Source organism: Neisseria sp. CP9 (genome assembly GCF_047758525.1).
Lineage (GTDB): Bacteria > Pseudomonadota > Gammaproteobacteria > Burkholderiales > Neisseriaceae > Neisseria.
Genome location: NZ_CP180502.1, coordinates 76,240 through 88,703, shown reverse-complemented (window position 1 = coordinate 88,703; position 12,464 = coordinate 76,240). Strand labels below are relative to the sequence as shown.

The 12,464-nt window shown below is 46.8% G+C and carries 9 protein-coding genes; 3 read left to right on the top strand and 6 right to left on the bottom strand.

From position 1 onward, the window contains the following. Positions 1–61: 61 nt before the first annotated feature. Positions 62–1,315, top strand: a complete 1,254-nt coding sequence (locus ACMYUL_RS00350) for a D-alanyl-D-alanine carboxypeptidase family protein (protein ID WP_070514053.1) — start codon at positions 62–64, stop codon at positions 1,313–1,315. 83 nt (positions 1,316–1,398) lie between these two features. Here ACMYUL_RS00350 and ACMYUL_RS00345 read toward each other — a convergent pair whose 3' ends face one another. The 4 genes from ACMYUL_RS00345 to ACMYUL_RS00330 all read right to left on the bottom strand — a co-directional run bounded on the left by ACMYUL_RS00345 (position 1,399) and on the right by ACMYUL_RS00330 (position 6,252). Continuing rightward, on the bottom strand, positions 1,399–2,322 hold the full coding sequence (locus tag ACMYUL_RS00345) for an RluA family pseudouridine synthase (protein ID WP_070514054.1): 924 nt from the start codon (positions 2,320–2,322) through the stop codon (positions 1,399–1,401). 487 nt (positions 2,323–2,809) lie between these two features. After that, the gene (locus ACMYUL_RS00340; RefSeq protein WP_415771487.1) at positions 2,810–4,837 is read right to left on the bottom strand and encodes a BCCT family transporter; all 2,028 of its coding nucleotides are present in this window, start codon (positions 4,835–4,837) and stop codon (positions 2,810–2,812) included. 412 nt (positions 4,838–5,249) lie between these two features. Continuing rightward, entirely contained in the window at positions 5,250–5,468 is a 219-nt protein-coding gene (locus ACMYUL_RS00335; RefSeq protein ID WP_415771485.1) for a hypothetical protein, read from the bottom strand. After that, positions 5,455–6,252 carry a hypothetical protein gene (locus tag ACMYUL_RS00330; protein ID WP_415771483.1) on the bottom strand — a complete coding sequence of 266 codons (798 nt, stop codon included), beginning with the start codon at positions 6,250–6,252 and terminating at the stop codon, positions 5,455–5,457. Before ACMYUL_RS00330 ends, ACMYUL_RS00335 begins: the two co-directional genes overlap by 14 nt. 823 nt (positions 6,253–7,075) lie before the next feature. On the opposite strand from ACMYUL_RS00330, the gene ACMYUL_RS00325 reads away from it, so the two are divergent. Further along, entirely contained in the window at positions 7,076–8,647 is a 1,572-nt protein-coding gene (locus ACMYUL_RS00325) for a VPA1262 family N-terminal domain-containing protein (RefSeq protein WP_415771481.1), read from the top strand. Continuing rightward, entirely contained in the window at positions 8,626–10,035 is a 1,410-nt protein-coding gene (locus tag ACMYUL_RS00320; RefSeq protein WP_415771479.1) for a hypothetical protein, read from the top strand. The genes ACMYUL_RS00325 and ACMYUL_RS00320 overlap by 22 nt, the downstream gene beginning before the upstream one ends. A 103-nt stretch (positions 10,036–10,138) precedes the next feature. Here ACMYUL_RS00320 and ACMYUL_RS00315 read toward each other — a convergent pair whose 3' ends face one another. Both ACMYUL_RS00315 and ACMYUL_RS00310 read right to left on the bottom strand, forming a co-directional pair. Then, positions 10,139–11,398, bottom strand: coding sequence for a glutamate-5-semialdehyde dehydrogenase (locus ACMYUL_RS00315; protein WP_415771477.1), 1,260 nt, complete (start codon positions 11,396–11,398; stop codon positions 10,139–10,141). Positions 11,399–11,760: 362 nt separating this feature from the next. Continuing rightward, positions 11,761–12,444 carry a 16S rRNA pseudouridine(516) synthase gene (locus tag ACMYUL_RS00310; protein WP_415771475.1) on the bottom strand — a complete coding sequence of 228 codons (684 nt, stop codon included), beginning with the start codon at positions 12,442–12,444 and terminating at the stop codon, positions 11,761–11,763. Between the last annotated feature and the right edge of the window lie 20 nt (positions 12,445–12,464).

The following is a 12,464-nucleotide window of genomic DNA, read 5'->3' as shown; positions in this document are numbered from 1 at the left end:
GCCTTTTGCGCCAAACCGCACAACGCAGTTGTTTTTATTTCTATTTCCGCACCACATTCCAATGAAAAAAACATTATCCGTATTGATCGCGGCGATGATGATTACCGCCGCGCAAGCCGCGCCGCAAGCGGCTAAAAACAACGCAGCTCCCGCAGTTGCCGCTTCCGAGCCGGCTCCTGCCGCCGCGTCCCAGCCCGAAGCCATGATGCCCAGCATCAACAGCCCCGATGCGCCGCCTGCCATTGCCGCCGCCGCATACATTGTTACCGATTTGCACAGCCATCAAGTGCTTGCCTCTAACAATATCGACACGCAGATCGAACCGGCTTCGCTGACCAAAATGATGACCGCCTACCTCACGTTCAAGGCTTTGGAAAACGGCACATTGCGCGCCGACCAAATGCTGACCGTGTCTGACGCAGGCTGGAAAATCGAAGGCTCGCGGATGTTCCTCAATCCCAAAGTCCCCGCCAGCGTGAGTGATTTGATTAAAGGCATGATTGTCCAATCCGGCAACGATGCCGCCACTACGCTTGCCGAAGCCATGGGAGGAGGCTCGGTGGATGTGTTCGTCCAACAAATGAACGAAGAAGCCAAGCGTTTGGGCATGACCAAAACCCACTTTAAAAACCCGACCGGATTGGCTGCCGAAGGCCACGTTTCCACCGTCGGCGATTTAGCCATTTTGTCCGCCGCGCTGATACACGATTATTCGAAATACTATCCTGTATTTTCGATTAAATCCTTCAAATACAACAATGTCGAACAGCCCAACCGCAACCTTTTGCTCTACCGCGACTCCAGCGTGGACGGCCTGAAGGCAGGACATTCCGAAAGCGTAGGCTACAACCTTGCCGCGTCCAGCAAACGCAACGGCAGACGCATCGTTTCCATTGTTGTCGGTACCGATTCCACCGAAGCCCGCGCGTCCGAAAGCGGCAAATTGCTCAACTGGGCATTGCAGGCATTCGACACGCCCAAGCTCTACAACGGCGGCGAAATCATTTCCAAGGTCAAAGTTTATAAAGGCAGCAGCAAATCGGTGAACGTCGGCTTCCTCGAAGACGTATACATCACGATTCCTCACGATGCCGGACAAAACATCAAACCGATTTTAGAAACCGTCCAGCCTGTTGTCGCTCCGATACGAAAAGGTCAAAGCTTGGGCAAACTCAAAATCGTCAAAGACGGCAAAGTCATTACCGAGAAAAACGTCGTCGCACTCCATTCCGTTGAAGAAGGCAGCTGGTTCAGACGGATGTGGGATGATATCGTATTGTGGTTCAAAGGCTTGTTCGGCAGCAGTTCGAAATAAGCTGAGTTGATGTGTAAAGGTCGTCTGAAAATGGTTTTCAGACGACCTTTGTTTTGGATGTGAACAGGACGACGGCAAAGTCTTTATAACTCAAATCCGCTTTCAAACATCCGTTCTTCTCCGCTGATCGGGTCGGTAAATTCAATGCGTTTTGCCAGTAGTTTCAAAGGTTTTTCATAATCTTCATCCCCCGCCGCCAAAGGGGTGGGATAAAGCGCGTCGTTTAGCAGCGGCATACCCAAACGCATCATATGCACCCGAAGCTGGTGTTTTTTCCCCGTATGCGGCGTCAGCCGGTAGAGGCTGAATTCGCCGCGGTTTTCAAGCAATTCGACCGTTGTATGGGCGTTCGGCTCGCCTTCGGTTTCCTGCGTCGTGAAAAACCGTTCCCCGCGCACCATGCGCGAAACTACGTCCAACGGATATACCAAATCCGTCCGCGTCGGCGCGACGGCGTGATAGGTTTTACGGACGCTTTTTTCCTGAAACATCGTTTGATAATCGCGGCGCGTGGCAGGATTGTGCGACAGCAGCATCACGCCCGCCGTATCTTTGTCCAAACGGTGGGCCGGCGTAATGTCTGCTACGTTCAAATGCTGCAATTCCGGCCGCAGGCGCAGGCGGGTGAGCAGGGTTTCGCGCAAAAAACGTCCGCTGGGAATAACGGGCAGAAAATGCGGTTTGTCAACGACAATCAGATGGTCGTCGATGTGCAGGATTTTTTCTTCAAACGGAATGATGGGTTCGTTGTCGCTGCTGGTTTCGCGGTAATAAAACATGGTTTTGCCCGGCTCGAACAGCGTGTGTTCGTCAAACGGCGCACCGTCTGCATCGACGACGAAGCCGCTGTTCAAACGCCTGCGCCAGTTGTCTTCGCCGACAAAGGGGAAGCGGATGCAGAGGAAATGCAACAGGGGCAGGCCGTAAAACGGTTTTTCGTGCGGCAGAACCAAATAGCTGGGTTTGACGCCGTTTAAAAGCGGGAGGGGATTGGAGCGTTTTTTCATGTGGCGGATTGTACTCGGTTTCGGTCTTTTTTTCAGACGGCCTAAGTCGGGTTAAGGCAGTCGGGTAATGAAAGAGTGCTTTGTGTGGGGCGGATTGGTGTTACGGGTTATGGAAAAAGGGGTCGTCTGAAAAACCGGATTTTGGGTTTTCAGACGACGTTTTTTATTTGGTTTTTTTAAAAATGGATTGGACGGTGGTTTTTCGTGGGCAAAGCCCACGCTACAGTTGGATTGTGGATGGAACGTGTGGTTTGATTTGAACGCATGGAGAAAGGTCGTCTGAAAATGGGAAACCCGTTTCAGACGACGTTTTTATTTGTTTTTTTTTAAAGATAATAGATTGGGCGGTGTTTTTCGTGGGCAAAGCCCACGCTACGGTTGGGTTGTGGATGGAACGTGTGGTTTGTTTGAATACATGAAGAAAGGTCGTCTGAAAACGGGAAATCTGTTTTCAGACGACCTTGGTTACCACCTGTTTAACAAAAACTTATTCTGCCAATTCGGTTTGCTGGTGCGACATGAGTTCTTGTCCGACATCGGTCAGGAGGTTGAGGTAACGCTCGTACTGCTTGAGGATGTCGGCGATGAGTTCGCGGCGGTTCATGTATTGCACGTCGTAGCCGCTGCGGCCGTCGAAGAAGTAGGTGTAGGGCTCGTAGGTTACGTTGTGGCGGATGTGCGGGAGGTGGCCGTCTTTGATAAGCTGTTCGGACACTTCGCGCTTGATGGTTTTAATGCCGTACATGAAGTCGCGCAGGGACTCTTTGTGGATGGTGAATTCGACGGCAGGCTCTTCGCGGTCGAAGTGGGTTTGGATGTCGACGCTCAGGCCGTATTTGTCGGACAGTTCCTCGCCCAGTTCGCGCATGGCGGGCAGGGCGGTGGTTTTGAGGAATTTTAGAATGTCTTGTTCCTGCGTTTGGTTCAGCATACGCTCGAGCCTGTCCTGCCAGTTGTCGCCGCTCCAATAGACGCTGGAGGCGGTAACGGCAGTGCTGAAGTATTTGTGGTCGGCGTTTAGTCCGCGCATGAGGCTGAGGCACATGACCAGCATGAGCATGGCGAAAGGCAGGGCAACGATGAGGGTCATGGTTTGCAGGGTGGGCAGCCCGCCGAAGCGCAAGAGGACGATGGCAGCGGCAGACATCAACAACCCCCACATTACTGCCTGCCAGCGCGGGGCGGTCAGGCTTTTGTCGCGGGAGGCGATGTTGTTGAGGACGTAAATGCCGGAGTCGGCGGAGGTAATGAAGAAGAGGGCGATGACCGTGAGGCTGACGAATCCGGTAATGGTCGGCAGCGGCAGGTATTCGAGGAAGCGGAAGAGGAGTTTTTCAGGCGTGCCGGTCAATGCGCCCAATGCGCCTGCTGCGGTGTGGTCGTTAATCCAGATGGCGGTGTCGCCGAAGATGGTGAACCAGATGACGCAGAACAGGGAGGGAACCGCCAAAACGCCGAAAATGAATTCGCGTATGGTGCGTCCGCGCGAGATGCGGGCGATGAAGAGTCCGACGAAAGGCGCCCAAGAACACCACCATGCCCAGTATAAGATGGTCCAGCCGCCGAACCATTCGGTATGGTTTTGTTCGTAGCTGTACGTTTTGAAACTGAGTTGTACGAGGTTGCTCAGGTAAGTGCCGAGGTTGTCGTTGAAGGCGGAGAGCAGGTGGAGGGTCGGGCCGGTAGCGAGGACGAAGACCATCAGTACGAAGGCAAGGGTCAAGTTCATCTCGCTCAATATTTTGACGCCTTTGCCTATGCCGGAGGCGGCGGAGGCGACCGCCAAACCCATGACGGCGAAAATCACGATGGTTTGTACGGAAAAAGTGTTTTCGCTTATCCAGCCGATTTGTGCCAAGCCCGCACCCAACTGCGTCGCGCCGAAGCCGAGCGTGGTAATGATACCGAACAGGGTGGCGACCAGCGCGAGGATGTCGATGATGTCGCCCGCCTTACCGTCGATTTTCTCTTTTAGCAGCGGATAAAAGCAGGAACGCAGGGAAAGCGGGAGCTTGTAGCGGAAGGCGAAATAGGCGAGCGCCAACGCCATGGCGGCGTAAACCGACCAGGCATGTACGCCCCAGTGGAAGAGGGTGTGGAGCAACGCATCCTGCTGCCTTGCGCCGCTGCCTCCTTCGGTAATTGGGGACAGATAGTGGGTGAGCGGTTCGGCGACGCCGAAAAACATCAACCCAACGCCCATACCCGCCGCGAACAGCATGGCGAGCCAAGACCAAAAGCTAAATTCAGGCTCTTCTTCGTTGCTGCCCAGTTTGATGTTGCCGAAGCTGCTGACCGAAAGTGCGAGCAGGAAGAAGAAGAAGGCTGAAAACGCCAAGATGTAAAACCAACTGAAGTTTTTGAAAATGCCCGTTTTGGCGGCATTGAGGACGGTTTCTGCCTGCTGCGGAATCAAAAGTGCGATGCCGATGACCAGCAGCACGAAGGACAGCGTAACGGAAACAACGAAGGGATTGAACGAAGAGCGGTTGCGTAAGAAATGAAATAAAGACAAACCTTGACCTCCTTTGGGATGGTGAGGCAGGCGGACGCGGGCGCAAGGCTGTATATGGTTGATTAACAAAAACTAGGAATAAAACATGGTCTGTCGGACAGGGTCCGAGACTTTCCCGATTTTTGGTAATCCACTATAAAACGCAGACAAAAAACGAATAGCGTTTAAACCGTCCTGCCGGATGAAAAACAAGGGAAAAAGAGAGTAAAAACGCACAGATGAATGAGCCGTAATGAGGGCCGGGTGAGACAAAATGGATGATGATTATTTCTTTGTTTGAAGGAATAATAACAAAATCAGGGGATTGTTTCAAATTGGGAAAGATTTGTGTGTATTTGGACAAGAAAGATGGCGGCAATAAAATGGGCAAAGGGGTCGTCTGAAAGGTATTTCAGACGACCCCTCATCAGTTTTATGAGCTATTGCCGCCATCTACTTTCTTAAACGACAACCAAATGCAGACGCCGACCGATATCAGCCAAGCCGCCAGCAGCCAATACGGGTTGAGCAAATGGGCGTAGGGGTTCAAATCGGGATTCTTGATGGGCGGCAGATAAACCATAACACCGAAGTAGGCAGACGATAGGGCAAGGCCGCTCAAAATGCCTTTTTGGTCTTTACGCAGACGCATCAGCATTGCCGTCAAACCGCTTGCCACCATGGCGGCAAAGCCAAAGAAAGTCATCGGGATAAAGTGTGCGCTCCAAGCTTGTGTGTCGGGGAAGGCGGAGTCCGGCTGCATCAGGAAGGCGCAAGTCAGGAAAATCGGTGTGCCTGCCAAAGCAAAAGCAAGCGGAATCCACCAGCGGTAAGAAAAAACGCCTTTTTTTTTCAGTGGCATGTTCAAAAATGACTTGCCCCGCATGAATGCCCGCCTTCACGGTTTTCACGGCAATTTCCCGCTCCCGTTTATACCCGCTTTCACTAGGTAAAAACACCAGCCCAAAGGGAATAACGGCAAACGCATTCAATAGGCTGAATATCGTTAATCCTTCGAAATAAAAATTAAACAGCATCTCTATATCTTTTGACAAAAACAGCGCAAACAATATCGTGCTTATGTAGGAACAGACAAAGCCGATGAGCATGGCGGTCAAGATATGCTTCAAGTTCCTACGCAAACGAAGCTGCGTCATCGCCATACCGGTCAGTATGCCCCAAACCAGCATATAGCCAAGCATATAGAGTAAACCGTTAATTATTGCAGCCACACTAGCCAGACTGCCGAACACCAGTCCGAAAATACCGAAATGGAGCATAGAGGCAAAAAAAGCTGCCACCCCGCCGGAAGCTACGGTAAGCTGAACGGTGAGAAACACGAGTAAAACGCCGTAACACAAGGCATAAACGGTAAAGAGCAGTGTAAGGTACGGCTTGCGCGGTTTTTCGTCCTTCAGAGCGGGTTTGTCCGACATTATGCTGGTTTCCTTTTGATGATTTATCGGAATCGGGGTGGTTTCAGACGACCTCTTGGGCGCAGATACTGAGCGCGGATACATCGAACTCAAAATCGTCGTATCGGATTGAGGTTAAGCCGTTATGGAAATTTGAATGATTATAATGGAATAGTTTGGTTTGATGACAGCCGTATGCTGATATTGCGTTTCCGCAAAACTAAGAAACAGCGACAAGATTTGCTGTTGCAGCAAAAAAGGTCGTCTGAAAACTGTTTTTCAGACGACCTTTTCATAATAGTTCGCCAGTATCATTTCATACTAATGTGAGTAACTGTTATCATCCAAGCCAAATTTTGCTTTCCAGCAGTATGTTTGAAGTGAAGGTATCTGTCTTAGATAATTTATGAGAATTAGTAGTTTAGGTTTCGGATTGTTTTAGTATTAATAATGTTTGACTACCTTTATGGCTCTATTCTAGATTTTTTAGACTATCCTCGACTGTTCGGAGTTGCCTGAATATGGAGTTTTTTAAAGCTAGAAATCAGCCTAGACTTGAAAATTGGAGTGCAGGCTGATTTTTCTTTTTTTAAATAGTTTATATAAAAATCAGTCGTTTATTTTTTAATTTAATTTTGTAGGTAATTGAAATGCTTTAGTGAAAGAAAGACATCTGATAGCGACAAAGTGCAGTGTTTTTTAGGGTTTTTAATTTTAAATATAGTAAAATAGCATCAAGGTGGTAATAGTCAAAATTGTGAACTATTTCAAGTTTTGTAAGTTAAGATTTTGATGGAAACGAAATGATTTAGAATTTTTCAGATATTTCGTATGGAGAAATTAAATGACTATTGAATCGATGGAAAAAATATCAGCAATACCGTCTATCGGTAATTTTAAATGTATTGAGCTTTTTGAAGTGATTGGCATAAAAGATAGTAACCCGCCTTTTAATATTTTCTCACTAGCAGTTGCTCATGAAACAGATTTGCCTTTGACAGAGAAAGAGAAAATTACACCAAAACTTATTAAGTTAAAGGCTGATAAATCTCTAAAATTTGGAGTTTTTAAAAGAATTGTTTCTATAGAAGGTTTTGTCAATATCATTTCTGATTTAGTTACTACAGAGGCAAATGAAGATAATGGCAATAAACTTTGTTATGGTCATTTAAAAGCTATTCCTCCAGTTTATGTTCCGGCCTTAGAGCGAGGAAAAAATGAGTTTTTAGGTTTGCTCAAGAATAACTTTTTTGGTGGTTCACATCTTTTTGAATGGTTTGACGAAAGCAAAGAATATGTTACGCCACTGATAGAAAATCTTGCTGCCTTGGATGAGCTTTCTGGAGAGCTACAGAAATACTTACCCATTAAAATCAGTACTCATTCTGATAGATTGGGCAATATCATCGTGCAAATTCCTTGTGCTGCCGTGGCGTTTTCAATAGAAAGAAAAGATAAACAAAGCCATCAGTTATTATCTAATTTAGCAGTTAGCCCCCATTTCTCAGGAGAGATAAACTTTTCAGGTATTTTTTGGAGGGAAAAACATGGCAGTATGATTGATTTTCAGAAAATTCCATTAGTTGAGGGGAGAAATATCATTCCATTTCAGCAAATTAATGGGGGAGGGTATTATACAATTTGGGATGAAAGTAATCAGATAATTTGTGCTGGTGGTGAAATAACGTTTTTTTTGGAGCAGGTAAATTTTTCTATAAGTATGCAAGAACAAATTCAGAGAATATCCAAATTACCAGATAAAACTAAGCAAAAAATTGATATTGTTGCTCAAACATCAAAAAATCATATTGGTAACCATGTCAAAGATTATCGAGACTGGGTTACTGACAGATTGCTAAAAAAAAGAAAACATGATTTGCAAAATTCTCTAAGTTTGAGACCATTTAAGCGGGGTATGCGCCAAGAGGCCTTGGATTTTATTAGAGAGTTGATTAAAAAATATGGGAAAAATGGTATTTATCTTTGGGATCCCTATTTGAATGCGCAAGATTTATTGGAAACCGTATTTTTTAACCCGCATGATGATTCGCCAATCAAAGCACTAACAGGCTTAAAAATTGCTCCACAAGAAAATAAAACATCATCTTATAAAGCCGACTTTGCAAACAAAATTAACCAAGCAATTCTTCAAGCTAGCCAATTGGATCTGACCTTTGTCAATGCTGACTGCTCTAAGGACGGGGATTTTCATGACCGTTTTATTATTTTTCCACAAGCAATAGATAAACCTGTTAGAGCTTGGTCATTGGGAACATCGGTGAATAGTCTAGGAAACAGCTTTCATATAATTCAAGAAGTTGAAGATGGACAGATTATTGCTGATGCCTTTGAAGAAATGTGGGAACAATCAATTAATGATGAGGATAATATTATATGGAAATCCAACAACAATTAACTACTGCCCAAATACTTTGCCTCGCTCAATCTCATGAGTATGATGTCAGCGTTCCTGATGGAATATTTTCATTCTTTGATGAGCATTTTGATTTTGCTAGTTGGAAATGGGATGATAAATCCCATTTTTGGCAATATCAGGATAATTTCTATCCATCAAGCTTCGACTATCAAGATGCAGTTATTTATATTGATGATATAGATAAGAAAAATACGTTGATAGAAAGTATTTCATGGCTGATTAACATTTTGCAAGATGAGCATCCTAGTGAGAAAGATCAAAAGATAGCTTTTGAATTGACTTGTCTTCTTCCTAAATTTTGGGCAATCAGCTACGAAGAAGGAATTATTTTCTCTCAATCCTCTAAAAATTTAGCGATGAGATATTTATCTCATCTGGAAATTGAGTTGTCTACTCTCCAGAATGCATCAATTAATGATAATGAGATGATAGATGCTCTATTAGAAAACTTGGAAAATAAACAATGGAAAAATCTTGAAGAAAGTTGGTGGCAGTTAGAAGCACTATATGAAAAACTATCTCGGAATTTTCATCAATCATATTCATTTATATCTGAAAATCATAGCGATGAGATCTTGTTACTGATTAATCAAGAAACGAACGTTTGTAATCTTTTATATTGGCTTGCTTTGCTACCAGAAAAATATCGCCAACCTTTTTCATTACAAACAACCAATAAGTTAGCAAAATTTCTTTTGCTGCTTAGATTAGATCATTTATCTAGAAACGAGATGAAAGACGAGCAAATCGAATTGTCAGGTATTTGGCAAAATTGCCCTGATGAATGGATTTATATTTTTAACCAATATCCGGTCAGATACCCTTCTTTACAGCTAGGATTCGGTGCATTTTTGAGTAATGCTACCGATGAGAAAATCCGCATCTATATTGACAGTTTGCAATTAAATCAAAATGAGGCAACTATCAAAGAATGTTTGGCATATTTTTTCGATCATGCCGATGAGCATAGGGTTCGGTATTTATGTAAATTAGCTTATGATAAATGGGAAGGTTGGAATTTTGGGAATTCTTACTCAATTGCTAGAAGTGTCCTAGATAGGGCTTTAGTGAAATATTTCCAAATAATGCTTCCTAAACAGGATAGAGAAAATTTCATTCAAAACGAAATTAATCAAATTCTGAATTTCCAACAAAAATGGTTTGCTTCGATTGTAGAGCTGAATAAATTTGTTTATCTGCATTTATCCCGAATACAACCAGCCTATATTGCAGAAGAATTGGAAAAAGATTCATCACTATCGTTTGAAGATATTCGGAATGGTATTCGTTACCCTAACCAATTTAACAATGATTTAAGATGGAAAAATTGGATTCATTTAGACAATTTACTTAAGATAAATAGCTGACTTCCAAACGGAAGTTGGATTGATAGTCAACGATCAAAAAGGTCGTCTGAAAACTGTTTTTCAGACGACCTTTTGTCGTTTTATCACTCAAGAAAGCGATGGATTACGACCGAACCTGCCCGTCGCCCAACACAATCCATTTCTGCGAAGTCAGCCCGTGCAGACCGACGGGGCCGCGGACGTGGATTTTGTCGGTGGAAATGCCGATTTCCGCACCGAGGCCGTACTCGAAACCATCGGCGAAGCGGGTGGAGGCATTGACCATGACGCTGGCGCTGTCGACCGTGCGCAGGAAGGTACGGGCGTCAGTGTAGGATTCGGTGACGATGCTGTCGGTGTGGTGGCTGCCGTGGGTGTTGATGTGGGCGACGGCTTCTTCGAGGCTGTCGACGATTTTGACGGAGAGGATGGGGGCGAGGTATTCGGTGTCCCAGTCTTCTTCGGAGGCCGTCTGAATGTGTGGCAGGATGGAAAGGGTACGCGGGCAGCCGCGCAGCTCGACGTCGCGGGCGGTGTATTTCTCCGCCAATACGGGCAGGATTTCGGCGGCGCGGCTTTGGTGGACGAGCAGGGTTTCCATGGTGTTGCAGGTGCCGTAGCGCGAGGTTTTGGCGTTGAAGGCGATGTTGACGGCTTTGTCGGCGTCGGCGGCGCGGTCGATATAGACGTGGCAGATGCCGTCGAGGTGTTTGATGACGGGCACGCGGGCTTCGGCGGCGATGCGGGAAACCAGCGATTTGCCGCCGCGCGGGATGATGACGTCGATAAACTCTGGGCTTTGCAGCATGGCGCCGACGCTTTCGCGGTCGGTATTTTCAATCAGGCTGACGGCTGCTGCGGGCAGGCCGTTTTCAACTAACGCCTGCGTAATCAGTTTGGAAAGCGCCATATTGCTGTTGAAGGCTTCGCTGCCGCCGCGCAGGACGCAGGCGTTGCCGGACTTGAGGCAGAGGGCGGCGGCATCGACGGTTACGTTGGGGCGGGATTCGTAAATGATGCCGACAACGCCCAGCGGTACGCGCATTTTGCCGATTTGCAGGCCGTTTTCGCGGGTGCGGAATTCGTCCATTTCGCCGACGGGGTCGGGCAGGGCGGCAATCTGGCGTAAACCTTCGCACATGGCGTCTATGGTTTTTTCGGTCAGCCGCAGGCGGTCGAGCAGGGCGTCGTTCAAACCTTTCTGCGCGGCCTGTTCCATGTCTTGGGCGTTGGCAGCGAGGATGGCGGTTTGATGGTGTTTGATGAGTTCGGCAGTGCGCAGGAGCGCGGCGTTTTTTTGCGCGGTCTCGGTGGCAGCGACAATATAGGAAGCCTGCTTGGCGGCGGACGCAGTGCGGCGGACATAGTCTTGGATATTTTGCATGGTGTTTCTGCGGATAAAGTGGGAATGGGTTGATGATAAGGTCGTCTGAACGGGAATTCAATAGGATGCAGGGAGACGGTTCAAATGATACTGGGGAAGGGGATTGAGAAAATCGCAGATAAAAAAAACCATCTATACTAAGGGGAAAAGTATAGATGGCCAAACACATTACGGGGAAAACGTCTTACTCACTTACTCACTTCTCTCGAAGCAAGTGTTACTCAGACACGCGAATTATATAATAGTTCACGAATGATGACGTTAAGTTTGGTTAATGACATCTTAACAATCATATCATCATGTTTTAAAACAAATAAAAAAACCATAATGGTTAAAATTTTTTTGAAAAAACTTCAAAATTTTCAAACTGTGATGAATTTCCACTCCCCTGAGGCTAAATTTTCTACCGTTCGTCCGTTAAATTCGTCCCGATGGAGGTGTTCGACGCGGTTGCCGGCGGCGGCGATCATGCGTTTGACTTGATGATATTTGCCTTCGGTAATGGTCATCAGCAGGGTGGTCGGGTTTTCCAAAACGGCTTCGGCTGCGTGGACGGTTTCGTTGTCGTCGTGCAGCAGGACGCCGTTTTTCAGCGTTTCACACAAGCTGTCGTCCGCAGGATGCTTCAGGGTAACGCGGTAGATTTTGGGCACTTTGTGTTTCGGCGAGGTAACGCGGTGGTTGAACTGCCCGTCGTTGGTAATCAGCAAAACGCCCGTCGTATCCGCATCCAGCCTGCCGACTGCCTGCATGTCGATATTGCGCATATGGTCGGGGAAAAGGCTGAAAACGCTGGGGTATTGCTGCGGTTTGTGCGAGGTTTCGTAATCGGCAGGCTTGTTGAGCAGGATATAAAAATAGGGCATGGGCACGACGACGATGTCTTCTCCGTCTATGCGCAGCGTTTGGACTTCGGCGGGATCGATATCGGCTTTGGTGTCGTTGCGGATCGTATCGTTGATTTCGACACAGTCGTTTTGAATCAGCCACTGGCATTGTTTGCGGCTACCTATGCCTTGGGATTGGAGGTATTTGATCAGTTGCATGGGAATGGCGGAAACGGGTT

Coding starts and splice junctions, on each gene's coding strand:
- ACMYUL_RS00325 (WP_415771481.1), top strand. CDS start 7,076: ATGACTATTGAATCGATGGAAAAAATATCAGCAATACCGTCTATCGGT.
- ACMYUL_RS00310 (WP_415771475.1), bottom strand. CDS start 12,444: ATGCAACTGATCAAATACCTCCAATCCCAAGGCATAGGTAGCCGCAAA.
- ACMYUL_RS00330 (WP_415771483.1), bottom strand. CDS start 6,252: ATGTCGGACAAACCCGCTCTGAAGGACGAAAAACCGCGCAAGCCGTAC.
- ACMYUL_RS00315 (WP_415771477.1), bottom strand. CDS start 11,398: ATGCAAAATATCCAAGACTATGTCCGCCGCACTGCGTCCGCCGCCAAG.
- ACMYUL_RS00320 (WP_415771479.1), top strand. CDS start 8,626: ATGGAAATCCAACAACAATTAACTACTGCCCAAATACTTTGCCTCGCT.
- ACMYUL_RS00335 (WP_415771485.1), bottom strand. CDS start 5,468: ATGCGTCTGCGTAAAGACCAAAAAGGCATTTTGAGCGGCCTTGCCCTA.
- ACMYUL_RS00350 (WP_070514053.1), top strand. CDS start 62: ATGAAAAAAACATTATCCGTATTGATCGCGGCGATGATGATTACCGCC.
- ACMYUL_RS00345 (WP_070514054.1), bottom strand. CDS start 2,322: ATGAAAAAACGCTCCAATCCCCTCCCGCTTTTAAACGGCGTCAAACCC.